Source organism: Serratia sp. 201, from assembly GCF_037027545.1.
Taxonomy (GTDB): Bacteria; Pseudomonadota; Gammaproteobacteria; order Enterobacterales; family Enterobacteriaceae; genus Serratia; species Serratia bockelmannii.
Map to the genome: position 1 here is coordinate 1538183 of NZ_JAXCHC010000002.1, position 23513 is coordinate 1561695.

At 61.7% G+C, this 23513-nt stretch carries 18 protein-coding genes; 12 read left to right on the plus strand and 6 right to left on the minus strand.

From position 1 onward, the window contains the following. Nucleotides 1–247: 247 nt before the first annotated feature. The 3 genes from WA302_RS15465 to WA302_RS15475 all read left to right on the plus strand — a co-directional run bounded on the left by WA302_RS15465 (nucleotide 248) and on the right by WA302_RS15475 (nucleotide 10091). Nucleotides 248–8188 carry an RHS repeat domain-containing protein gene (locus WA302_RS15465; protein ID WP_336064420.1) on the plus strand — a complete coding sequence of 2647 codons (7941 nt, stop codon included), beginning with the start codon at nucleotides 248–250 and terminating at the stop codon, nucleotides 8186–8188. 58 nt (nucleotides 8189–8246) lie between these two features. Beyond that, a complete protein-coding gene (locus WA302_RS15470) occupies nucleotides 8247–9731 on the plus strand; it encodes a Ca2+-dependent phosphoinositide-specific phospholipase C (RefSeq protein ID WP_049204014.1) in 1485 nt (494 codons plus the stop codon). A 66-nt stretch (nucleotides 9732–9797) separates the two neighbouring features. Further along, complete coding sequence (locus WA302_RS15475; RefSeq protein WP_004928553.1) at nucleotides 9798–10091, plus strand: SelT/SelW/SelH family protein; 294 nt, start codon at nucleotides 9798–9800, stop codon at nucleotides 10089–10091. Between the two features lie 6 nt (nucleotides 10092–10097). Here the strand turns inward: WA302_RS15475 and WA302_RS15480 are convergent, their stop codons facing one another. After that, entirely contained in the window at nucleotides 10098–11039 is a 942-nt protein-coding gene (locus WA302_RS15480; RefSeq protein ID WP_127145892.1) for a LysR family transcriptional regulator, read from the minus strand. Nucleotides 11040–11136: 97 nt separating this feature from the next. Here WA302_RS15480 and WA302_RS15485 point away from each other — a divergent pair, with 97 nt between their 5' ends. From WA302_RS15485 to WA302_RS15515, 7 genes are all read left to right on the plus strand, one after another. Beyond that, on the plus strand, nucleotides 11137–12336 hold the full coding sequence (locus WA302_RS15485; RefSeq protein WP_089195874.1) for an MFS transporter: 1200 nt from the start codon (nucleotides 11137–11139) through the stop codon (nucleotides 12334–12336). 105 nt (nucleotides 12337–12441) lie between these two features. After that, entirely contained in the window at nucleotides 12442–12936 is a 495-nt protein-coding gene (locus tag WA302_RS15490; RefSeq protein WP_025302805.1) for a TIGR00645 family protein, read from the plus strand. Between the two features lie 189 nt (nucleotides 12937–13125). Next, nucleotides 13126–13581, plus strand: coding sequence for a 3-hydroxyacyl-ACP dehydratase FabZ (gene fabZ, locus WA302_RS15495; protein WP_025302804.1), 456 nt, complete (start codon nucleotides 13126–13128; stop codon nucleotides 13579–13581). 30 nt (nucleotides 13582–13611) lie between these two features. Then, a complete protein-coding gene (locus tag WA302_RS15500; protein ID WP_127145891.1) occupies nucleotides 13612–14400 on the plus strand; it encodes a spermidine synthase in 789 nt (262 codons plus the stop codon). Between the two features lie 80 nt (nucleotides 14401–14480). After that, on the plus strand, nucleotides 14481–14675 hold the full coding sequence (locus WA302_RS15505) for a ribbon-helix-helix protein, CopG family (protein WP_004928567.1): 195 nt from the start codon (nucleotides 14481–14483) through the stop codon (nucleotides 14673–14675). Between the two features lie 141 nt (nucleotides 14676–14816). Beyond that, the gene (locus tag WA302_RS15510; protein WP_127145890.1) at nucleotides 14817–15218 is read left to right on the plus strand and encodes a VOC family protein; all 402 of its coding nucleotides are present in this window, start codon (nucleotides 14817–14819) and stop codon (nucleotides 15216–15218) included. Continuing rightward, nucleotides 15218–15757, plus strand: coding sequence for a dihydrofolate reductase family protein (locus tag WA302_RS15515; RefSeq protein ID WP_170311432.1), 540 nt, complete (start codon nucleotides 15218–15220; stop codon nucleotides 15755–15757). The genes WA302_RS15510 and WA302_RS15515 overlap by 1 nt, the downstream gene beginning before the upstream one ends. Here the strand turns inward: WA302_RS15515 and WA302_RS15520 are convergent. The 3 genes from WA302_RS15520 to WA302_RS15530 form a co-directional block, all read right to left on the minus strand. Continuing rightward, nucleotides 15742–17139: an MFS transporter gene (locus WA302_RS15520; protein WP_336064428.1), complete on the minus strand. Its 1398-nt coding sequence runs from the start codon at nucleotides 17137–17139 to the stop codon at nucleotides 15742–15744. The genes WA302_RS15515 and WA302_RS15520 overlap by 16 nt on opposite strands. Before the next feature lie 113 nt (nucleotides 17140–17252). Continuing rightward, nucleotides 17253–18320 carry an oxidoreductase gene (locus WA302_RS15525; RefSeq protein ID WP_025302799.1) on the minus strand — a complete coding sequence of 356 codons (1068 nt, stop codon included), beginning with the start codon at nucleotides 18318–18320 and terminating at the stop codon, nucleotides 17253–17255. A gap of 12 nt (nucleotides 18321–18332) precedes the next feature. Next, entirely contained in the window at nucleotides 18333–19082 is a 750-nt protein-coding gene (locus WA302_RS15530) for a DeoR/GlpR family DNA-binding transcription regulator (protein WP_336064429.1), read from the minus strand. Between the two features lie 152 nt (nucleotides 19083–19234). Between WA302_RS15530 and WA302_RS15535 the strand changes: the two genes are divergently transcribed. Next, entirely contained in the window at nucleotides 19235–20110 is an 876-nt protein-coding gene (locus WA302_RS15535) for an alpha/beta hydrolase (protein ID WP_049296061.1), read from the plus strand. Here the strand turns inward: WA302_RS15535 and WA302_RS15540 are convergent. Next, nucleotides 20037–21254: an MFS transporter gene (locus WA302_RS15540; RefSeq protein WP_336064431.1), complete on the minus strand. Its 1218-nt coding sequence runs from the start codon at nucleotides 21252–21254 to the stop codon at nucleotides 20037–20039. The genes WA302_RS15535 and WA302_RS15540 overlap by 74 nt on opposite strands. Next, nucleotides 21254–22411, minus strand: coding sequence for a serine hydrolase domain-containing protein (locus WA302_RS15545; protein WP_336064432.1), 1158 nt, complete (start codon nucleotides 22409–22411; stop codon nucleotides 21254–21256). Before WA302_RS15545 ends, WA302_RS15540 begins: the two co-directional genes overlap by 1 nt. Before the next feature lie 121 nt (nucleotides 22412–22532). On the opposite strand from WA302_RS15545, the gene WA302_RS15550 reads away from it, so the two are divergent. Continuing rightward, the gene (locus WA302_RS15550) at nucleotides 22533–23420 is read left to right on the plus strand and encodes a LysR family transcriptional regulator (RefSeq protein ID WP_049204008.1); all 888 of its coding nucleotides are present in this window, start codon (nucleotides 22533–22535) and stop codon (nucleotides 23418–23420) included. Nucleotides 23421–23513 lie beyond the last annotated feature (93 nt).

Here is a 23513-nt window from a genome sequence, read left to right on the forward strand (position 1 = left end):
AGGGTATTTAAAAATGAGTGACAAAACCAACGGTCAGATCCCGCCAGTACGGCCAAGCCAATTCGAAAGCAATGAAAAAAACATATTCGAAGACAGCGTCAATCTGTTTCGCGGCGATGTGAATTTATCGCTTGATTTGGTTGCGTTAACCGGAAGGAATCAACTCGACGTCAAAGTCACTGCATTTTATGGCAGCAACATCAAAAATGAAATTTATCAATCAAATGTTAGCGCACCAACCGGAATTATGGGATTAGGCTGGCAATTGCCTTTCGAACGCATTGAAGTCGATCACCGGGATAATGCAACACCCGGTGACAACCTTTATCGAATTTATACCAACAACGCCTCATCAGAATTAATTCGCGCGCCCAACGATTGGCTGAGAGCGAAATTACCAATCGCCGCCACCACCGCGCTCAATAGCGGCAAAGTGGACACCGAAATCCAATCCGCTTTCATCGCCGCCGGCCTGCAGTTGGGTTGCCATGCTCAGGTCGTCACGCGGTTCGACGATCGACAATGGGAAATTATCGACCCAGTCTATCAGCGCACCTTCAACGTGCTGCGCCAGGACGCCGAACTCGCCGTCTTCTCCGGCGGTGAAGCGTTTGAGTGCTTCCACTATGATTTCAGCAAGGTCCTGTATTATCCGCAGTTCGAACGCTGGGAGCTGGTCAAGGACAACGGGGTCAGCTACTTCTACGGCGGCAACGCGCAGGATGATCAGAGCATTCAATGGAAAGTGCGCTGGGGCAACTGGTCGGGACAATCCGCTTTGACCCACTCGCCCCAGGGCGATGCCTTGCAGGCTCGCTTTGCGGCAATCTGGAATCTGGCGCAGGTGGAAAGCCTGTGGGGCGATCGGATCGCCTTCCGTTACGAGGCCGTTGAACAGCCGGTTGGCGAACGAGGCTTAAGTTTTACCAAAGCCTGCTACCTGACGCGCATCACCGACATGTTCGATCGCACCGTCGATTTTGGCTATCAGGAGAAGCGGTACGACACGCAGTCGCCCGCAGGCCCACGGGAATACCTGTCTCCGCATTGGGATACCCCCTACAGCAAGGCCCCCGGCAACGCCGCTTCAGCCTATCAGGATCGCTACGAAACGCGCTATCTGGACAACATCGTCGTCAAAAACTCGCAGGGCACATTGCTCTATGCGGTGCAGCTGAGCTACGACACGCAGAGTAATTTCAGCGGTTACCCGCAAAGCGATCCGCTTTACGGTGATACCGTCAAACGCACGCTCACCGGCGTCCAGCGGCGCTATGCGGAAAATTGTGCGCTGCCGCAGATGCAGTTCAGCTACTGGCCGGCGGGTACGGTCAATGCCGGCGCGCTCAGTGGCGCCGTCACGCCGGACGGTGCGAAAATCGCCTACCGGTATAAGCAACAAACGCTGCCGCTGTGCGATCGCCAGCGGCAGATCGTCAGTCCCTGGCCGCGCAGCGCCAAACCGCGCGTATGGTTCGGCGGCGATTACGCGGTCTGCCTGTGGCTTAACGAGTCGAGCGACCAAATCCACGTCACGTTTTACACCTGGCTTGGGCGCTGGCAATGCTGGGCTCCCGAGCAGCAAACGATCAAGGCCGCTTTCGACATCAACAGTGTCAACGTCGTCACTGCCGGTGATTTCGCCTGCCTGACCTATGCCACCCCGCAGAGCGGCAAATCCTATGCGCATGTCTATCACAAGGATAACCGCAAATGGGGCGAGTGGTTCGACAGCGCGCCAATCGCCGCCAACACCACCCAACTGCAGCTGGCCGCCGGCGACAACTTTTTTGTGGTCTGCGACAAGGATCAACGGACGCTGCTGCGCTACACCTGGGATAACTTCACCAAACGGTGGGCGATCGCCGATAGGTCTGGCGATCTCAACGCCACCGCCCGCCCCTACATCGCGGCGGCCAACGGCTATTACGCCGTCCTGGATTATGCCCCCCTCACCGGCGGCGAACACCGTAATCGGCTGGCGCTTTATTATCAGGATAGCCAAGAACAATGGCGAAACGGCGCCTCACTCCCGCTGGTGTTCACCCTCGGCGGCGATGCGTCGGCCACCCGTTTCGGTTTTGCCGCCGGCGCCTCGTTTATCGCGCTGACCTACATCACGCAGGAGGTTTCGCTCAGCGTTGATTACACCGTCAAGGTCATCGGATGGGACGCGGCATTCGGCGCCATGACCAGCACTGACTTTCCCTGCCGCCTGCCGAAAAGCGCGCCGTCGCAAACCCTCACCATTCCGTTCCTGGCAAAATTCGTCAACAACGCCATGATTGCGTCCGGCCCCTATCTGCTGCGCTATAACGGCGCAGACTGGCTGCGTAACGACAGCCTGCTGTTACGCAGTACCTGCAGCGATCAGGACATCAACTGGTTCGCCTACGGCGCCGATTACGCAATCGCCGTCAGCAACCGCGAATTCGCGGCTCAGGCGCGCATGGTAGCCTACGATCCCAACCGGCAAATCATCGCCTGGAACGATGCGGCGCGCGATCTCTATACCCGTGACGATCCGACTTCGGAAAGAAAAAGACACTACTTCCCGACGGCAGGCGCGGATATCGCCACCATGGGCAACCGCGTCTATCACCGCGGTTCCTGGTGTAATTGGTTGGACGCGGCAGCCGGATATGCCGAAGTGCCCTACGCGATAGACAGCACCACCATGATCAATCAGGGACCGCGCTTTATCTCTTATCTGAACCTGGACGGCACGGCAGCCAAAAACACCACCGTGAAAACCTTCCGCAATCAGGCCTTCGCCGGCGATGACACGCTCACGCAACGTTATTTCACGCAGATTGGCGTCTCCGGCATGGTCAAACCCAATATCAACGGCCAATATCCCGCCGGCCTGTCCGCGTTCGTTACCTATCTACCGCTGAACAAAGACTTCGATAATGCGGAAAGCCTGACGCTGAATCGCTACCTCGACAACACGCTGCAAGGCGCACTGGTGGATTACTGCGTCGACACGGTCAGCATCGATGACGGCTACGCCGTCAGCACCACCTGCTACGTGTTCGACATTGCGACAGCGACCTGCGACCCTACCGGCGCGGTCTTCAAGTACTACAAGAGTGCCAGCTATCCCGGCAGCGAGAGCATGTCCGCGCCGCGCTTCGGCTATCGCGAGAACTATTACTTCAATGGCCTGACGCGCCAGGATCCGCAGGTCGGCCAGCGAGTTCGCGCTGCAGATCAAGCGTCATCCGGGCTGTTGGACGGCCAATTGATCGAGCAAAAGGTGTTTGACGCCGACGGCAATCTGTTGGTTCACGAACAAAAAAACCTGATGGCCTTCACCTCCGTAGCGATCGACGGCGTCGAGCGACCGCTGTTCGGCGGTTATACACGCTGCATCGCCGACAACAGCCTTAATGATGGCCTAGCGATACGTACCGATTATCGCTATGACTCACGCTTCGGCAAATTGATCCGCGAGCGCTTTGACAATGTGACCGCCACCGGAGAAACGCAGGGCGTTGCCAAACTCTACGGCTATGCGTTCGAAGCCTATCCCTGGTTCTTACTGAAAAATGCGATCGACGCGCCCTTCAGCCAATTCGACGCAGCGGGGAGCGCGGCGCTGGGAGAGGCGCTGCCAATCTACGCCGGCAGTCTGCAACGCTACGGCGCTCTGCAACGGCAACAGCCGCTTGCCGATGAAGCTGCGCCGACAGTGTGGGCCGCCACGCAAGCCTATGTGCTGCAAGCCGCGATTGGCGCCCAGCCCCCCAGCCCGCCGGCGCTGGCAAGCGATCCGGGTGACGCGTGGTTGCCGGTAGGCACAATACTGGCCAGAACATTCTATGGTGCGATCCTCTCCCAGAAAAACAGCGAAAGCCAGGTCGAAAGCACGCTGTGGGACAACAACCAGATCCTGCCGGTGGCGGCGTTCGTCAGCGGCGCGGCGGATGAGTGCGATTTCATCGGTTTCGAACCCTATCAACACAGCACCGATCCCTGGCGGCTCGACGGCGATACGGCGATCGTCGACGACGACGCCTATGTCGGCAGCCGCAGCCTCAAACTCGGCGTCGGTGCGACCCTGACCCGAACGGCGCCGCTGCGGCAAACGCAGCCGGTCGTTGTCTCCGCCTGGATCAAAACCTCGCCCGGTTTCAACGCGGCACCCGGTGCGGCAAACTTGATCAGCCGTAGTGGCAACGCCGCGCCGCACACCACGCCGATCGTCCCCACGGCAGAAGGCGCTTGGGTTTACTGGCAAAGCGTCATCCCCTATAGCGGCGATCCGGAGCGTCCGCTCGCGCTCGCCTTCGACAACCAAAAAACGGTCGGCTATGTGCTGTTCAACACCGTCAGCGTCACGCCGTTGGCCAGCAAGATGGAGGCCCGCTGCTACGATCCGCTGTATCTGGATGAGATCGCCGTTATGGGCAACAACGCCGATGTCCAGCGCTGCGGCTACGATCCGCTGCGGCAAAAGTTCGTTGAGACCGGGCCACAAGGCGAAAGCAAGAAAGGCGTGGTGAACTATGCGCCACGCAGTTGGCACGATACGCTGCCATTCAGCTACCCGCAGCACGATCCCGCCAGCAGCTGCGAAATTCTGGCCGCCGACGGTGGGCAATACGAAACCTTCACGCAGGGCGAACAAACCTGGACGCGCTGGCGGCGCGACGACGACAGCGCCTGGCGTCTCAGCCAGGGCCGGCTACTGCATTGCGGTACGACGCTCAACCGCCTGCGTTGGTTGGCCACCGCCGGCCGCTACGCGGTGGGCTTCACCCTTTCGTCGCCGGCGACGCAGAACCTCACCTTCGGCCTGACGATCGGCGACAGTCTGAGCGCCCAGTGGGACGCCATCGCGGGATGGCGGCTGACGCTGGCGGGCAACACCTACACTGACGACGCGACCAACGGCTGCCTGCCCACCTCGGTGCTGCTGGTACCGGGCGACGATGCCGTTCTGTTATATGCCGACGGTCGTCAGGTTTTCGCCCTTCAGACCGATGCAAGGATCGACGGTGAATTCAGCCTGCAGGCACAGGGGGAAATCTATTTTGCCAATGCGGTTACCTTCCGTTCGCCGCAGCTGGCCATCACGTATAAAAACGCCAACCGGCAGGAAACGCAGCACCAGGTGCTGAACGAAGGACGATGTCTGGTGCGTGAAACGCTATACGACGCGCTGGGCAATACGGTTGCCGAAACCAAGATCGCCGCCTTTGAACGCACGTTGTTCGGCTACCGGGCGGCCTTTGTCCGCACACTGGACGCCGCAAACGGCGTGATGACCGGTGAAGTGAGTGATTATTACCCGCAGGACGAAGGTTACCCCTATAGCGGCACCCGTTATGAGGCTTCCTCGCTGAAACGCCCGGTGGCCAAAGGCATGCCAGGCAAAATCTTCGCCATTACCGGCGACAACCCGCATATTACGAGGTTCATTTACGCCGTCACCGATCACACGCAGGTGGCAGGTATCGCCTGTCGCCCTGGAGAATTGCGGGTGAGCGCCCTGTACGATGCCGATGGCACCGGCGTGCTGTCACTCAACGATCGCCGTGGCCAGACGCTGAGCAAGCAGACCGAGGCCGGCGGCGTTGTTCGCGACGCTGTCCAACAGATCTACGACGCGGCGGGCAATATCGTGCAGGTTCGCCACCCGTCGTCTTCCCCGGCGGATGACGCCTTCATCAGCCACAATCGCTACAACTTCCTGTGTCAGCTCGCTGCACGCGTCACGCCGGATGCCGGAGAAACGACATATATCTACGATCCTGCCGGACGTCTGCGTTTCAGCTCAACGCCGCTGAGCCGCGCGAAAGACCGCGTGTTGTATAAAAAATATGACGTTCTGGGGCGCCTGAGCGAGGATGGCGAAGTGGCGCAAGCCTGGGGTGACGGTTCGGCGCTGCAGGCGATCGCCGATAACGATCCGCACTACCCGCACCATGATGACTGGCAAACGCAAAACGTCTATGACGGCGAAGGCGACGAGCCGACTCTGCGCGGCCGCCTGTGGAAAATGTACCGTCGCACCGCTGACGGACTCTGCGTCGAAAACTGCTATGGCTACGATACGGGAGGCAATGCGACCCTGTCGCAACTGCGTCTGCCGGACGCTGGCGATTACATCACGGGCTATGCCTACAACAACCTCGGCAACGTCATCCGCATCGATTATCCCGCCGGCGCGCCGCTCGCCAGCGTGGCCTATCGCTATAACGACATGGGACAAACCGCCGCCATCGGCACGCCGGACGATCCGGAGAAGTTCGTTCGCTACCGTTACCATGCCGACGGCAGCCTGGCTGAAGAGCAGTTGAATTCACAGGGGGGGCGGGCGCTGCGACGCACCATGAGTTATAACTCTCCCGGCTGGTTGAATGAAATCAACAACCACTATGCCGACGGCGCACCGCTGTTGAAACATCGCTTCAGCTACACCGACGGCGGCTACGAGGGCGCCGGTTACTTCAACGGCAATATCGCCGGCGTAGTGCACGACAATGCGGTCAGGCCCGAAAACAGCTTCGCTTATCGCTATCGCTACGATCCGCGCGGCCAATTGACGGTCGCCGAGCACAGCGTCAATTCCGCCTACAGCCTCGGCGCGCCGCTGACCTTCGACGCCGGCGGCAACATCCTCCGGCTGCAACAGGGAGACACCCTCTTCAGCTACGAGTATCAGCCGAACAGCGGCAAAGTCGCCGCCGTGCTCGCCAATGACGCGGTCGCGCAGCGTTACGAGTATGACGTCGTCGGTAACGTCACGCTCTCCGCCAGTCGCGGTATTCAGCGTATCGATTACAACCCACTGAATAATCTTCCGTTAACGATCGCACTGGATGACGGCCGCCAGCTTGCGCTGTGCTACAACGGCATCAATCAGCGGGTGCAAAAGCGGTTCGCCGACGGCAGCAAACTCGCTTACGTACACGGCCTGAGCGACGCGCCGCTGATGGAGTTCGGCGCTCGTACGACGCAATATCTCTATGGCGTCGGCGGATTGCTGCTGCTCATCGACGGTGGTGAGGCCCAGTACGTGCTGAAGGATCAGCAAGGTTCGATCCGTGCCGTAGTGGCGGAAAACGGTCAGGTCAACGCATTGCTCGACTACATGCCCTTCGGCCAATCGTTGCCGACTGGCGTCGGCACGTCCTCGTTACTGCGCTATCGCTACACCGGCCAGGAGTTGGACGAAGATTTGGGACTCTATAACTATCGGGCGCGCTTCTACGATCCGCAATTGGGGCGCTTTTACTCCTGCGATCCTAGATTCCAGTATGGCGGCCCTTACGTCTACTGCGGCAACAACCCGGTTAATCAGACCGACCCTTCCGGTGAGATCGCCCCAATCATTATCATCTTGCTGATCGGGGCCGCCGTCGGCGCCGTGCTGGGCGGCGGGGTCGCCCTGTACAGCGGCTATCAGTCCGGATTGCGCGGTGGCGCGCTAGCCGGTTATGTATTCGCCGGCGCAGGGATAGGAGCCCTCGCCGGGGCTCTGTCCGCCGCCGGCGGAGTCGGCGCCTTTGCCGCAGGGTCGGCAGCGGCGGCGGCGGCTTCCACCACCGCCGGCGGCATTGCGGCGGGCCTGGCGGCCGGCGCAGGGGTCGGAGCCACCGTAGGCGCGGCAGTAGGTGCGGCGCAGGGAGTGAGCCAATTCTTCATCAACGACGCCTTTGGCGTCGCCAACAGCGGCAGTTGGCAACAGTCGCTGCTGAAAGGCGCCGTTACCGGTGCCGTCGGCGGCGCGATCAGTGGCGGCGCCGCAGGGGTTGGCGGTGCGGCCGCCTTCCAGCAGGCTGCGCGTTTCGCCGAGCTGACCGGCGGCAACGGCTGGGCCTTCAGCCCGACCTCGCTCACTCAGGTCAGCAACGCCTACAACGCTTTCGGTAGCCTGGGCATCGTGCCGTTGCCAGCCTTCGTCAGCCGCATCCCCAACTACAACCTGCCACTGGTCGGGGGAATGCAAAGTTTCGTCCTGGGGAAATTCAGCCTGCCAACTTTCAGCAGCCTCGGCGGTGCGGTGGCCAAGCAGGCCGTCTCGCCGCTGCTGCCGAGCGGCGGTGGCACGGCGACAGGAACCCCGCCGACGGCCTTCTATGGACAACAGGCCTACAGCCCGGCGATGACCGGCAGCATCGGGCTGCAAACGGCGCTGGTATTGGATCCCGCCGGCTGGAGCAACGGCAAAGCATAACCCACGCAGGGTGCGGGACTGCGCGTCCCGTCCCTGCGTCTTGATGAGAGGCAACGTCATGAATGATGCAACGATTCGCTACCATCAGGTGCGGCAAAAGAGCACCCACAACTCGTATCAACGCACGGAAAGCTACCCGGCTCAGGCGCTGTACTGGCGCATCCGTTCCCTTGAGATCGATATCCACAACAGTAATAACGCCGCCGGTTGGCCGCAGTTAAACGGCAACTGGTACGTTTATCATCTGGCGGTCATCGATCAGGTCAGCTCAGTCAACACCTTGGCGGATGCACTGGACGCGCTGTTGGCGTTTCATCGCGCGGTGCCGCAGCACGAAGTCGTCACCCTGTGGCTGGATTTGAAAGACGACTTCAACGCCGCCCGAGATCAAACACCCGAATCGCTCGATCGTTTGTTGGCCGAGCGCCTGGGGCGCGAACACATTTGGGGACCACCCGATCTGATCGGCGACTGCACCGATCTGCAAGCAGCGATCGCCGCCTATGGGTGGCCGTCGCTCGACACCCTGCGCGGCAAGTTCATTGTTGGCTGCACCACCGGCGATCTCGCCTCGCCGAATTCGGTGCTCAATCAGTATGTGCAAAACGGCGCCACCGCCAATCAACGGCTGGCGTTCGTCACGCCGGAAATCACCCAGGCGCAACAAATCGACCAACACGCCTGCGCCGTGATGTTCAACCTCTCGGCCGCCCACACCGCCCTGGCGAACGCGGTGTTTACCGCCGGCTTTGTCGGCCGCGCCTACGGCCTGAACGACGCAAACAGTTGGGCTACCGGCTGGAACAGTCGCGCGCACCATCTGGCCACCAACAAGGTTAACGCCGATTGGGACGGGTGGGCGCGCACCGATCTGCCGATGACCGGCTATCCGTTTACCGGCATCGACGTCACGCTACCGCCGGATCTGACCGAATCCGGTGCACTCTGCGCCATCAAGGTCGACTCCGGCGATATCTGGAATAAACGCGACAGCGGCTATTTTCGTTTCGATCGTGCCACTATCGGTGCCGAACGCACGCTCAGCGCCTTCGTCGCCAACCCGCAGTCACATACCGACGGCTTTATCAAAGGCGGAGTGATGGCGCGGGCCACGACCGCCGATGACGCCGCCTATATCGCAATATTTCAAACCGCTGCTCACGAAATCCGCATGCAGTACCGGCGGGATAACGGCGCCGGTACGGAAAAAATCGATGCCCGTCTGCCAAATGGCGTCAACGGCAAGCCCGTCGTCAGCAGCAATACGCCGATATGGCTGAAGCTGACGGTTCGGGCCGATGGCCACCAGGCACAAGGCAGTTATTCAATCGACGGCCTGATCTGGCACGCCGTAGGGGAGATCGGCGTCAGCCAAACGCTGCCGCTGCAAGGCTGGGCGGCCTCTTCACACGGCGCCGGCTCCGTAAAATGGCTGTTCGGCGGCGCAAAGGCGCCGACAGAGAGCACCGTCTTCGGCAACTCGGCCACCGGCGAATTCATCGCCGACAGCGCCCCTGCCGCGAGCCTCGGCCCCTACCGTTAGGAAAATTGACAACGGCGGTGCGGCAGCTGATGATGCAAGCACCGCTTCCTACTCGATCCGCCAACGATGAAAAATGCCCCCGCAGTGACGATCCACTACTGTTCGCAATGCAACTGGCTGCTGCGCGCCGGCTGGATGGCGCAAGAGCTGCTGAACACCTTTGGTGACGATCTCGCCTCCGTCACCCTGATGCCGGGCACCGGCGGGGTCTATCAAATCAGCGTCGATGGCGTGATGATTTGGGATCGCAAGATTGACGGCGGCTTCCCCGATGCGGCGCAGTTAAAGCAGCGGCTGCGCGATCACAGCTTCCCCGATCGCTCTCTCGGCCACAGCGACGGTAAAAAAGCCAGGCACTGAAGGCCGTCAGCGCCCCGTCGGCGGCTGCGCGCCGATAATGCGCGGCATCGTTTCTTTCATCATTTCCATGAATTTGCGTAAACGCGCGGGATAATAGCTGGCGTAAGGATACAGCAGGTAGATAGGCAGTGGCTCGGCTCGCCACAGGGGCAACAGCGTCTGCAGAGATCCTTGCGCCAACTCTTCTTTCACCACCCAAGACGACACGATCGCTACGCCCAGCCCTTCCAGCGCCGCTTTACGCGCCGCATAAAGGCTGTCGGTGCTCAACCTGGGTGCGATGCCGAAACGCCGCTGCTCGCCGCTGGTCGCGTGGGTCAGGACGACCTCATTGCGATAAAAACTGTTTACCGCCAGCCACGGTAATGATGCCAAATCGTCGAGATCGACGATCGCCGGTCGTTCAGTCAACAGTGCGGGTGACGCCACCGTGCTGCGCGGCACTTCCGCCAACAGCACCGCCACCACCGAAGGATCGGTCACCGCGCCAACGTGAATGGCGCAGTCTACGCCTTCGGAAATGAAGTCGGGAGAGTGGTCGTTCAGCGTCCACTCCACGCTGGTTTGGGGATAGCGCCGCAAATACTCCCCGAGCGGCCCGATCAGCTGATCCTGCCCAAAGGCGTGCGGAGCGCGCACGCGCAGTGCGCCAACCGGTTCGTCGCGCGCGCCGCGCAGCGCATCTTCCAGGCTTTGCCATTGCGCGAGCAAGCCGCGCGCTTGCTGATAGCAGCGTTCGCCGTCATCGGTAAGATGGAGCGCATGCGTCGTCCGTTGGATCAACCTGGTGCCCAACAGCTGTTCCAACGCCCGCAGACGTCGGCTGATGGTCGGCTGCGAGGTGCCCAGCTGCTGCGCCGCCGCCGACAGGCTCCCGCTCTCGACAATACGCACCAGGGTTTGCAGCAGGATTATACGGTCGCCGTTGGATAAATTAATTTTATTCATACGCATTACGTATAACAGTTCTACCCATATCGGGTCTACCCGCCGATAGCATTCAAGACAAAAATAGCCGCACATCCACCTTGTCAGGAATTATCGAATGAGCCTCTCACCCACCGGCGGTGCGCTTTCCGCCAAAACCGTTTTCCTGTTGGCCACCGGCGCCGGCCTTAGCGTCGCCTCTATTTACTACAGTCAGCCGATGTTGAGCGTCATGGGTGCCGACTTCCATGTCGGCGTTGGCGATACCGGATTCGTACCGACCCTGACCCAATTGGGGTATGCCTTGGGTATTCTGTTACTGGCGCCGCTGGGCGATCGCCACGATCGCCGCGGGATCATTCTGGTGAAGGGCGTGCTGCTGGCCATGATGCTGCTGTTGTGCAGCCTGGTTTCCTCTTTTTCGCTGCTGTTGCTCAGCAGCCTGACGCTCGGCCTGGCCGCCACCGTCGCGCAGGACATCATCCCCGCCGCCGCGGCTCTGGCTCCTGATGCCCGACGCGGTAAAATCGTCGGCACCGTGATGACCGGGTTGCTGGCCGGTATTTTGCTGTCGCGCGTGTTCAGCGGGCTGGTCGCCGATTATTTCGGCTGGCGCAGTGTTTATGCGTTAGCCGCGCTGGCCGTTTTACCGATCACGCTGGTGATAGGGCGAGCTTTGCCGCGCTTTCAGCCTCACAGCACGCTGAGTTATCCCGCCTTGCTGCGTTCGATGAGCCGGCTTTGGGCCACCTACCCTGAATTGCGGCGCGCGGCGTTGTCTCAGGCCTTTTTGTCCGTCGCCTTCAGCGCCTTCTGGTCCACGCTCGCGGTGATGCTGGCCGATCGCTATCAGCTGGGCAGCGCAGTCGCCGGCGCGTTCGGCCTGGCCGGCGCAGCGGGTGCACTGGCGGCACCGTTGGCGGGCAGTCTGGCTGACCGATACGGCCCAGACGGCGTCACTAAAATCGGCGCTGCGCTGGTAACGGTTTCTTTCGCCCTGATGTTTTTACTGCCGTTACTACCGCAATCGGCGCAATGGGGGCTGATCGCGCTGAGCGCCATCGGGTTTGATCTCGGCATTCAGGCCACGCTGATCGCGCACCAGACCATTATTTACGGCCTCGATCCGGCTGCCCGCAGCCGCCTTAACGCCATTCTGTTCACGCTGGTATTCATCGGCATGGCCACCGGCGCCGCACTGGGCAGCCGCGTACTGGAACACCTGGGATGGCCGGGCGTAGTGGCGCTGACGACGGCCGCGGCGGGTGTTGCTTTGCTGATCCGCATGACGCGCCACTCTTTGCGTGCAACAGCCTGATCCGCGCCGTGATAGGCGCTCGGATAACGCAACCGGTTGATTTCGCCCGGGCCACCTGCGCTATACTGAGCGCCCTTTTTGCCACGCATTTAAAACAATTTTATGATGGAACGCTTGCTAGAAAACGCGATGTACGCCTCCCGCTGGTTGCTCGCACCGGTTTATTTCGGCCTTTCACTGGCCCTGGTCGCCCTGTCGATCAAATTTTTTCAGGAGATCCTGCACGTCCTGCCCAACATTTTTTCTGTCGCGGAAGCCGATCTGATCCTGACCCTGCTGTCGCTGGTCGATATGGCGCTGGTGGGCGGGTTGTTGGTGATGGTGATGTTCTCCGGGTATGAAAACTTCGTCTCGCAGCTGGATATCACCGAAGGGAAAGAAAAACTGAGCTGGCTGGGCAAAATGGACGCCACCTCGCTGAAAAACAAAGTCGCCGCGTCTATCGTCGCCATTTCCTCCATTCACCTGCTGCGGGTGTTTATGGACGCCAAGAACGTGCCGGACAACAAGCTGATGTGGTATGTGATCATCCACCTTACCTTTGTGCTGTCCGCCTTCGTGATGGGCTACCTGGATAAAGTGACCCGCTCAAAACACTAAAACGTACTGCCACACCCGGTCGTCATGATCGGGTGCCTCCCTCACGCGCCCTTCTTCGCCTGTTTCCCCGCCGTCGTTTTTTTCATCTGGCACATCTGATGATAATTTTATTATAATGTTATTACACTCATCATGGACTGAACGCCGGCCCTTGCACCGGTTTCGCCGCAGACAGGATCACGCTCTCTCATGCCATTGACTGGTCACCCCCTGCAATTCAACGATATTCAGGCGATTTTGCCTCATCGTTATCCCTGCCTGTTGGTCGATCGCGTGCTTCCCGCCGGCACCTGCATTGCCGAAGGGAGGCTGAGCGCCATCAAGAACATCACCGCCAATGAGCCGACGTTCTGGAACGGCCACGCGCACTTCGCCGGTTTTCCCGGCGTGCTGTTGGTGGAAGCGCTGGCGCAAAGCACCGGACTGCTGGCGCATTACTATCTCGGGGCGCTAAACGAGGGGGAGCATTACTATTTTGCGGCCATTCAGCGTGCGCGGTTTTATCGCGCCGCCCGCCCCGGCGACCAGGTGCTGATGGAGGTGGCCTTTGTGCGCCGCCGCGGGGCGATCGCCCGCTTTACCGGCCGCGCCAGCATCGATGGCCAGCGCATTTGCACCGCCGATTTCATGTGCGCCCGTAAATAGGCCGCTTGCCGAAGGAGCCCTGCGAATACCATGTCTCTGGTTGACAGCTTACTCAAAACCCTCGATTTCTCTCCGCGCGGCCAGGTGATCGCTCGCGAAACCGACGCCTGGGGCGAAATCATCGTTTCCGACCACAAGGACTACCGCACGCTGCGGTTTGACGGCATCTGCGAACAGAGCAAGATGAGCCTCAGCAACCCCGCGCAGCCGATCCACAACTACATCAAAGCGATGCTGATGGCGGTGGCCTGGCAGCCGCCGGCCTCGACGTTGATTTTGGGGTTGGGCGGCGGCAGCTTGCTGCGTGCGCTGCACGCGCTCGATCCGGCGATGCGCCTCGACGTCGTCGAGCTGCGCGCTGCGGTGATCGCCGTCGCACGCCGCTATTTTACGCTGCCGGCCACCGACACCATCAGCCTGCGCACCGCCGACGCCATGGACTTTGTGCGCCCGCCCGCCGAGACGCGTTACGATCTGATCTTCTCCGATCTCTATTCGGCGTTCGCCATGGATCCGCAGCAAGGCACCCAGACATTCCTGGAAAACTGCGCCGCGCGGCTGAACGACGGGGGCTGGCTGGTGCTGAATTACCACGATCTGCCCGACGAAAACAGCCTGCTGTACCACAGCCTGCACCGGATATTCGGCACCGTATTGTTTTGCGTCGCCCCCAGCGGCAACGTGATCATTTACGCCACGCCGGCCCAGGTGACATTGCCGCTGAGCGCGCTGCGCAACCTGGCCGCCGGCAGCGGCGAGCTGTTCAACTGCGAACTCGGCTACCTGTCACGCAAAATAGAGCGGCTGCATTTCCGCTAAAGACGAGCGGCGACGCGGTCTGGCTGGCCGCTTCGCCCACGTGGTATTATCATTCAGTTATCATTCTCTGGAGGATCCTGATGGAAAAGAAAACGGCGCGGCTAACGGTGCTGATTGACCCGGACAAGAAGAAAGCTCTGGAAGAACTGTGCCTACAGCAGGACGTCACTCCTTCCCAGGTGGTACGCCAGCTGATCCGCGATTATCTGCACAAGCATCAGGTTGACTATCCCAGCCAGCCGACTCACGCCAATCCACGCGTCGAAAGCAACTGAGCGGCTGCCTGTTCCGCCTACTGTGAAGCGCGCGTTGCTCCTGCGCGCGTCCCTAATCCGAATCCTCCGTTACGGTCTGTCCATTCTGCAATATCGCTGCTACTGTTTGCGTTCATACTCTCTCTTCGGAAAGGAAGCGCCATGTTCAGCCATATTACCGTCGGCGTCAGCGATCTGGACGCCGCCGCCGCCTTCTACGACGCCATTCTGTTGCCGCTGGGATTACAGCGGCGGGAAGTGACGCCGGACGGCGGTCCCGCTGCCCGCTGCTGGGTGAAGCCGGGCCAAACGCTGCCGCGTTTCTATGCTTACCAACCCTTCGACAGGCAGCCAGCCAGCGCTGGCAACGGCGGCATGCTGGCCTTTCTCGCCGCCGATGAGCTGGAGGTTAAACGCGCCTACGCTGCTGGTCTGCTGGCGGGCGGCAGCAGTGAAGGCGAGCCCGGCGAACGCGCGCATTACGGCAAGGGCTATTACGGCGCTTACCTGCGCGACCCCGACGGCAACAAGGTCCATGTGGTGTACCGGGGAGATCTCGCCTGATGAAATGTTCGGTTTATATCGCCACCAGCGTAGACGGATTCATCGCCGGCGCGGACGGCGACATCGACTGGCTGCTGCGCCCCGAGTACGCGGTTTCGTTGCTAAACGGCCTGAGTTATGAGGCATTTATCGCCGACATCGACGCACTGGTAATGGGGCGCCATACCTATGAAAAAGTCCGCGCCTTTCCCGAATGGCCCTATGGTGACCTGCCGGTGGTGGTGCTGTCGACGCAGCCGCCCTCGCCGCACGAGACAGGCCACGTTCGCTGGATGAATGGCGAACCGGCGGCCATCGTGGCGCAGTTGGCCGAGCAAGGCTGCGGTCACCTGTATATCGACGGCGGCCAGACCGTACAGCGTTTCTTGCAGGCCGGATTGATCGACGAACTGACGATTACCCGCGTGCCGCTGCTGCTGGGTGGCGGCATTCCCTTGTTCGGCGCCGATGGCCCGGAGCAACGCCTGCGCCTGCTCGCCGTCACCCAGTCGGACAATGGTTTCGTGCAAGAACGCTACGCGGTTCAGCGCGCATCGTAACGCAGCATCCGTCGGCGGCCGCCGAAGGCGATGAGCAACGCAGCCAGCGCCAACAGCGCCGCCACGCCGTAAGTCACCCGCATGCCGTCAACCGCGGCCGCCGCCGCAGTACCCGCCACCTGCTGCGAAGCCAGATAAAACAGCGCCCCCATCGCCGAAGCGCCGGTGATCGCCCCGAGATTGCGCGCCAGGTTCACCATGCCGGCGATCAGCCCGCGCCGTTCAGGAAACAGATCCTTCATCAGCATGGTGTTGTTGGCCACCTGAAACAGCGCATAGCCGGCGGTCAGCAGCGCGATGGGGGCGATATAGCCGAGCACGCCCCAGCGGTTAAGCAACGACAGCAATGCCGCCCCGGCGGCCACCGCCGCCAGCCCAAACTGGGCGATGCGCTGCGAGCCAAAACGATCCACCAGATAACCGGCCGGTATGCCGGTCAGGATCGCCACCGCCGGCCCCGCCGACATCACCAGCCCGACCTGCGCAGCGCTTAACCCCAGCGCGCGTGACAGATAGAACGGCCCGACCACCAGCGTGGCGGTCATCACCGTCATCACCAGCGCGCTGGCCGCCAGCCCCGCCGTCAGGGCCGGATGGCGGAACAGCGTCGGCGCCAACAGCGGCGATACGGCGCGGCGTTCCACACCGATGAACAGCGCCCCCGCCAACAGCGCCCCCAGCATCAACGCCAGGTTGAGCGCGCCAAAATTGCCGCGCCCAAGGGTCATCGCCAGTGAATAGCAGAGCAATGCGCCGCCCAGCAGCAGCGTACCGGCGCGATCGAACGGTTCCGGGGGCGCTGCCGCGCGCGGCCCATTCGGCAAGTATCGCCAGGCGAGCCACAGCGCCAGCAGCCCCAGCGGCAGGTTGATCAGGAACATCGCCCGCCAGCCGAAACCGACGATCAGCGCGCCGCCCAACGACGGCCCCAGCGCGGTGCCCACGGCCGACATAGTGCCGAGCAGCCCCATCGCGCGGCCGATTTTTTCCGTGCCCAGCGCCTCGCCCGCCAGCGCCATGGCAATTGATATCATGACTGCGCCCCCCAGCCCCTGCGCCAGGCGCGCCGCCAGCAGCAGCCAAAGCTGCGGAGCCAACGCACAAGCCAACGAAGCGGCGGTAAACAGCGCGATGCCCGCCAGCAGCAGGCGGCGGCGATTGAGGCTGTCGCCCAAGCGGCCGATGCCGATGATGCAGGTGGTGACGGCCAGCAAATAACAGAGCAATACCCACTGCACCGCTTGGAACGAGGCATGGAACGCGGTGGCGAGCGCCGGCAGCCCGACATTGGCGATGCTGATGCCGAGCGATGACAGCAGCATGCTCAAAGACAGTGCGGCCAGTATGCCGCGGACGCCCTGCGGCGAAGGATGGGATAACATGATAAGCACTCCTGACATAGACTGAGGATTAGCCTATGTCAGGAGGTAGGATGGCGGAAGACGCACGGCGTGCACTGTATCCATGCGCCTGACGCCTTATCTGACGCGAGCCGTTACCAGGCGGCGATTTCCGCCTCGGTGAGCGGCAACGGCTGAGTCACACCGGTTTCCGCCGCCAGGGTGGCCGCCTCCAGCACCGCCATTACCGCCAGCGCCTGCGGTGCGGTAACCGGATTGCTGCCGGCGCCGCGCAGCGCGTCGCGCACCTGGACGTAATATTGACGCTGGTCGCCATCCGGCGTCGGCAGCGTACGCACCGGCTCCGTGCCGATAAACAGGCTCATCGCATCGTCGTCTTTGCCCCACTCCGCCGAGCCCGGCGTCACGCCAGCCAGCAGTTGGCTCTCCTGCCCGTCGGCGCGCGCTTTGACCACGCTGCCTTTCTCGCCGTGCACGGTAAAGCGTGAGACGCCGCCCGCCACCAGCATGCTGCCGTGCAGGATCACGCGGTGCGTCGGGTAGTTGAGCACCACGTGGGCCCAGTCGTTAATCTGCGCGTTGGGGCGCAGCGTAGCGATGTTGGCCTGCACGCTGTGCGGTAAACCGAACAGCTGCAGCGCCTGATCGACCATGTGTGGCCCCAGATCAAACCACAGCCCGCTGCCCGGCAGGTTCTGCTCGCGCCAGCGCACCCGCACTTCTGGGCGGTAACGATCGATGTGCGACTCAAAGTGCGTCACCTTGCCGATCAGCCCCTGTTCGATCACCTGCTTCACGCCCAGGAAATCGCTGTCCCAGCGGCGGTTCTGGAATACCGACAGCAGGCGATCGTGTTTTTCCGCCGCCGCAATCAGCGTACGCGCCTGCGCCAAATCCAGCGTAAACGGCTTATCCACCACCACGTGCTTGCCCGCCTCCAGTGCGGCCAGCGCCAGCGGCGCATGGGTGTCGTTCGGCGATGCGATCACCACCAAATCCACCTCCGGCCGGCGGATGGCCTCCAGCGGATCGGCGATCACCTGCACGTGCGGCAGATCGGCATGCACCTTGGCGGCATCGCGCGAAGCCACCACGCTCAGTTCCAGCCCCGGCACCGCGTTAATCAGCGGCGCGTGAAACGCCTTGCCGACAAAGCCGTAGCCAATCAGCGCCACCTGCAACGGTCGAGCAGTATCGTTCATCAGTGTTCTCCTCTAGCGGTCGTCGGCGACGACACAAAGTTCAATCAATGATTGTTCGTCCAGGTTGTCCCACGGGCGATCGGTAAACAGACGTTGGATCTGCGCCAGATCCGCAACGTGATGCGGCTCGCAGCGGTCCAGTTTCATATGGTCGGCCACCAGCCAGCGCTCGCCGCTGTTGGCCAACATGGCGCGTTTGACCTCTGCATCGGCCTCTTCGCCGGCGCTCAGTCCCAGCTGGGGATGCACCGCACAGGCGCCCAGTAAGGCGATGTCCGCGCGGTAGCGCGCCAGCAACGCCAGCGTGGTGCTGCCGGCGAATAGCCGCTGACGCACATCCCACTGGCCGCCAAGCAGGATCAGGTTAATCTCCGGCCTGTCGCTCAGGCACTGCGCGATATCCAGCGAAGCGGTGATCACCGTCGCCGGGCCGCGCAACGCCTGCGCCACCGCCAACAGCGTACTGCCCGCATCCAGCATCAGGGTGCTGCCGGGCGGGATCTGCGCAGCCACCGCGCGGCCGAGCCGCTGCTTGATCTGCGGCAACAGCGCCGCGCGCGCCTGACGTGGCATGCCGGACGGTTCGAGCGCGATCGCCCCGCCGTGATTTTTCTGCGCCAACCCTTGCCGCTCGAGATCGGCCAGATCGCGGCGCACGGTATCGACCGAAACGCCGATGGCGCCGGCCAATTCCGCCACCGCCGCCTGCCCGCGTTCGCTGAGCAAATCCAGTAAATGGCGCTGTCGTGCCGCTTTGTGCATGGGCTTATTCCGCCGTAAAAAGCATAAAACAGCAATATACAGCAGATAACAGCAATGGAGAAGTCGCAATTGTGCGCACCGGCGATCAAACATCTTTTCGCCTGTGGGACGATGATGATGAAGACATAACGCATAACAATCCGGAGAAACGCATGAACATCGATCTGACGTTTGAACACCTGAACGCACGCGCCGTGCAATACAATGCCCGCGCTTCGGTGGAGGATTTTGACGCCTGCATGGCGGAATACGCCGCGCTGGCCCAGCGCGCCAAGGCCCAGACGCCGGGCATTTACGATCTGCGCTACGGCATGAGCGCCGCCGAGCGCCTCGACCTGTTCCCGGCCAGCGCACAACCCGCCCCGCTGCTGATCTTTATTCATGGCGGCTATTGGCATTCACAGCGCAAAGAGGAAGCCTGTTCGATGGCCGCCGCGTTTGCTCGCCGCGGCGTGGCGGTCGCCACGCTGGAATACACGCTGGCGCCGGAAGCGACGCTCGCGGAGATCGTACATGAGGTGCGCAGCGCCGTCGCCTGGCTCTATCATCACGGGGCGCCGTTCGGCATCGATCCGGCGCGCATTTTCGTCAGCGGCAGTTCGGCCGGCGGTCACCTGTGCGGCATGCTGATCGCCGACGGTTGGCAGCAACGCTATCGCCTGCCGCCCGACGCGATCAAAGGCGCGCTGGCGCTGAGCGGCCTCTACGATCTGCGCCCGCTGTGCGATATCTACATCAACGACTGGTTGCACCTGACGCCCGAGCAGGCGCAAACCCTCAGCCCGCTGTTTTTACTGCCGGCGAAAGACCATGCGCCGCAGATCCTGCTCGACGTCGGCCAACGGGAAACGCAAGGTTTCAAAAACCAGACGCAGGCCTATTATGACGCTTGCCGGGCGCATGGCCTCGACGTCCAGCTGCTGGCCGACCGTCACTGCAATCACTTTACGCTGGTCAACGAGCTGGCGGATGCGGAAAGCGCGATGTTCCGGCAGGTGATGGCGATGATCGACGCAACGCAACGGTAGCCTGCCGCTGCAACCGCAGCCTGGCGGCGATCGTAATCACCGCCAGCGCGGCGAACAAGGCTCCGCACAGCAGGCTGCCCTGTAGCCCCCACGCGGTAATAAACCCGCCGCCCGCCAGCGAGCCCAGCGCCACGCCCAGATTGATAAAGGCGATATACAGCCCGGTGGCGAACGCCGGCGCTTGCGGGGCTTCGGAGGTCAGCCAAATCTGCGTGACAATCAAACCGCTGGTGTGCGCCGCTCCCCAATACAGGCAAAGCGCCGTCATCGAGCCAATATTCACGCTGCCATAGCGATACAGCAGCGCATAAGCCGCAATCAAGGCTATCGGATGCAGCAGCACCGTCACCGCACGATGGCGGCTCAGCCATCTGCCGGCCAACAGGTTGCCCACGACACCGCCCACACCGAACGCCACCAGAAGAAAGCCGATGACGCCGCCGCTGAGACCGATTTCGCGGCTGAGGTACTCGGCCGCGTAAGCATAGACGGCAAACATGGCGGCAAAGATCAGCACGCAGGTAGTGATATTCAGCCACAGCGTACCGCTGCGCAGTATCGCCAACTGTTTGCCATAGCTGAGGCGCTGTACGGCCGCATCAGGCAAACGCCACAGCAATCCCAGCGCCGCCAGAAGGTTCACCCAGGCACAGAACCTGAACGACGCTTCATAGCTGAACTGTCCGGCGATCCATTGCGTCAGCGGTATCCCCAGCACCATGCCCATGCTGGTGCCGATGAACGCATAAGCGGTTGCTTTGGTAGCTTGATGCGGCGGATAAAGCGCCGCGGCCGCCACCATGGCCAGTGAAAAATAGATCGGATGAAACAACGCCGGCACAATGCGCAGCAGCATGAGCATGGAGAGGCTGTCCACCTGGGCGGACAGCGCGCTGGCCGCCGCAAACACGGTCAACGCGATCAACAACATGCGTTTGCGATTGAATTGCGACGCCAACAGCACCAACAGCGGCCCGAGCAGCGCAATGGTCAGGGCGAAGATCCCGACCAGCCAGCCTGCCTGCGCCGTGGAGATGCCATACCGTGCAATGATCAGCGGCAAAATGCCCACCACGCCGAACTCGATGCAGTAAACGCCGAACAGCCCCAGCGCGAGGAAGAAAATCGGTGGCATCAGACCCATCACCTCGCTCCCGTCGCGGCATAAACCGCCTGACAAATCTCGCCGACAAAGGCGCCGGACATCCCCTCCAGCGCCGTGTTGGTAAACGCCACCACGCTGAGCTGTCGGGCAGGATCGACGAACCACGAGTGGCCATAGGTGCCCCCCATCCGCCAGCTGCCTACGGACTCCGGCGTTTGTGCGGCGACGGGATCTTTCAGCACGGTGATGCCCAGGCCAAACCCGCGCCCTGGCCAAAACGGCATCGTTAAATCGCCGATTTGGTTGGTGGTCAGCGCCGTCACCCACTCGGTTGGCAGTACCGGCTTTCCTCCCTGGCGCAACGCTTCCAGCAAGCGCAGGAAATCCTCGGCCGATCCGACCATACCGGCGCCGCCTGAAGCGTAAGCCTGCGGATCCAAGGCTCGCGCCGGCGACAGAAGAAAACCGGCGCTGCCATCGATGAACGGTAAACGATCCGGTTGGCGCAGGCGGCGTGGCCCACCGGGATGGTCGGCGTAAGCGGCCGCCAGGCGCGCGGCGTCCACCGCCAGGAAGTCGGTATCCGTCATCGCCAGCGGCCCGGTCACCCATTTTTTTACTGCCTGCGCCAGCGGCAGGCCGCTCGCCTGTTCAATAACCGCGCCCAACACATCGGTGGCGATAGAATAGCGCCACGCCGCGCCGGGCGGAGCCAGCAAAGGGGCGCAGGCAATACGCCGCACGTTTTCCTGCAGGCTGACGGACGCGTCATCCATACCGTCGGAGACCGCCGACTGAGCGTAGAATCCCCCTTCCGGCTGGAAAAATCGGTAGCTTAATCCGGCGGTGTGGGTCATCAAATGCCATAACGTCATCAACGGTTGGGTGCCATCCGCCAGTCGCGGACGAAAATTCGGTAGCCAACGCGTGATCGGATCGTCTAACCGCACGGCGCCTTGCGCCATCAACGCCAGCGCCGCCGTGGACACGATCGGTTTGGACACCGAGGCCAGACGAAACAGCGTATTGAGCGCCATCGGCCGGCCGGCTTCGCGATCCGCCATGCCCGCCGCGCGTCGATAAACGATTTCACCGCCCTGCGCCACCAAAACGACCACACCAACCAATCGTTTTTCGCGTAAGGCTTTCTCTATCGCGCCGTCAATCGCGTTGGCGGAGGATCCGTATTCATTCATCTTTATTACCCCAGGTAGTCAGCCCATGCTGTCGCCACCGAGCATAGGGCGTGGCGATTAACGAAAAAACAGGCTAGATTTCCTTTCATAGCGGACACTCACGTCCGTAATGGGGCAAGCAATGGATAATCTGTCTGGGGTGAGCGTCTTTGTGCAGACCGCGGAGACGCTGAGTTTCGTTGAGGCCGGGCGCGTGCTCGGCATTTCCGCTTCCGCGGTGGGGAAAAGCATCGCCCGCCTGGAAAACCGGCTGGGCACGCGCCTGTTTCACCGCAGCACGCGCAGCATGACCCTGACCGCCGAAGGCCGGCTGTTTCTGCACCGCTGCCAGCGCATTCTGGAGGAATTGGCGGCGGCGGAACGGGAAATCAGCGATACGCACAGCGCGCCGCGCGGCAAGCTGCGTGTCAGTTTGCCGCTGGTGGGCGGCCTGCTGAATCCGGTGCTGGCGGAATTTGTTCGGCGTTACCCGGAGATTGAGCTGGAAACCGATTTTTCCGACCGTCGAGTCGCGGTGATTGAAGAAGGGTTCGATGCGGTGATCCGCGTGGGCGATACCGAGGACTCTCGCTTAATGAGCCGCCAACTGGGCACGTTTCACCTACAGCTAGTGGCGGCGCCGGACTATCTGCGCCGGGCGGGAATACCCCGCCAGCCGGCAGAACTGCGCGATCACGCCTGCCTGTTATACAGATTCCCCACCACCGGCAAAGTCGAGACCTGGCCGGTGGCGGGCGGAGATAAACTGCTCGACGAAGGTCTGGGCAAGCGCACGGTATGCAACACCGTCGATACGCTGATTTACCTGGCGGAACAGGGCCTGGGCATCGCCTGCCTGCCCGATTTCGCGGTGCGACAGGCGCTGGAGCAGCAGCGGCTCCACCCCGTGCTTGGCGACCAATGCCGACACAGTGGCAGTCTCAAAATCCTCTGGCCTTCAAGCAAACATCTTACACCGCGTCTCAGGGCATTTATCGACATCATGAGCGTTCGCCTTTTCTCAGCCTAAGTCCTCTACCGTGTTAGAACAAATTCAGCTTTGTTTTGCACAAAAATAGCTAAAGCGCAGCCTGCCGCGCCTGCCAGCAGCCCTGACGGCGGC

Excerpts from the sequence above, each read along its gene's own strand:
- WA302_RS15545 (WP_336064432.1), bottom strand. The coding sequence starts at position 22,411 with ATGAATGAATACGGATCCTCCGCCAACGCGATTGACGGCGCGATAGAG.
- WA302_RS15465 (WP_336064420.1), top strand. The coding sequence starts at position 248 with ATGGGATTAGGCTGGCAATTGCCTTTCGAACGCATTGAAGTCGATCAC.
- WA302_RS15470 (WP_049204014.1), top strand. The coding sequence starts at position 8,247 with ATGAATGATGCAACGATTCGCTACCATCAGGTGCGGCAAAAGAGCACC.
- WA302_RS15480 (WP_127145892.1), bottom strand. The coding sequence starts at position 11,039 with ATGAATAAAATTAATTTATCCAACGGCGACCGTATAATCCTGCTGCAA.
- WA302_RS15550 (WP_049204008.1), top strand. The coding sequence starts at position 22,533 with ATGGATAATCTGTCTGGGGTGAGCGTCTTTGTGCAGACCGCGGAGACG.
- WA302_RS15475 (WP_004928553.1), top strand. The coding sequence starts at position 9,798 with ATGAAAAATGCCCCCGCAGTGACGATCCACTACTGTTCGCAATGCAAC.
- WA302_RS15530 (WP_336064429.1), bottom strand. The coding sequence starts at position 19,082 with ATGCACAAAGCGGCACGACAGCGCCATTTACTGGATTTGCTCAGCGAA.
- WA302_RS15525 (WP_025302799.1), bottom strand. The coding sequence starts at position 18,320 with ATGAACGATACTGCTCGACCGTTGCAGGTGGCGCTGATTGGCTACGGC.
- WA302_RS15505 (WP_004928567.1), top strand. The coding sequence starts at position 14,481 with ATGGAAAAGAAAACGGCGCGGCTAACGGTGCTGATTGACCCGGACAAG.
- WA302_RS15510 (WP_127145890.1), top strand. The coding sequence starts at position 14,817 with ATGTTCAGCCATATTACCGTCGGCGTCAGCGATCTGGACGCCGCCGCC.
- WA302_RS15485 (WP_089195874.1), top strand. The coding sequence starts at position 11,137 with ATGAGCCTCTCACCCACCGGCGGTGCGCTTTCCGCCAAAACCGTTTTC.
- WA302_RS15515 (WP_170311432.1), top strand. The coding sequence starts at position 15,218 with ATGAAATGTTCGGTTTATATCGCCACCAGCGTAGACGGATTCATCGCC.
- WA302_RS15520 (WP_336064428.1), bottom strand. The coding sequence starts at position 17,139 with ATGTTATCCCATCCTTCGCCGCAGGGCGTCCGCGGCATACTGGCCGCA.
- WA302_RS15540 (WP_336064431.1), bottom strand. The coding sequence starts at position 21,254 with ATGGGTCTGATGCCACCGATTTTCTTCCTCGCGCTGGGGCTGTTCGGC.
- fabZ (WP_025302804.1), top strand. The coding sequence starts at position 13,126 with ATGCCATTGACTGGTCACCCCCTGCAATTCAACGATATTCAGGCGATT.
- WA302_RS15500 (WP_127145891.1), top strand. The coding sequence starts at position 13,612 with ATGTCTCTGGTTGACAGCTTACTCAAAACCCTCGATTTCTCTCCGCGC.
- WA302_RS15535 (WP_049296061.1), top strand. The coding sequence starts at position 19,235 with ATGAACATCGATCTGACGTTTGAACACCTGAACGCACGCGCCGTGCAA.
- WA302_RS15490 (WP_025302805.1), top strand. The coding sequence starts at position 12,442 with ATGGAACGCTTGCTAGAAAACGCGATGTACGCCTCCCGCTGGTTGCTC.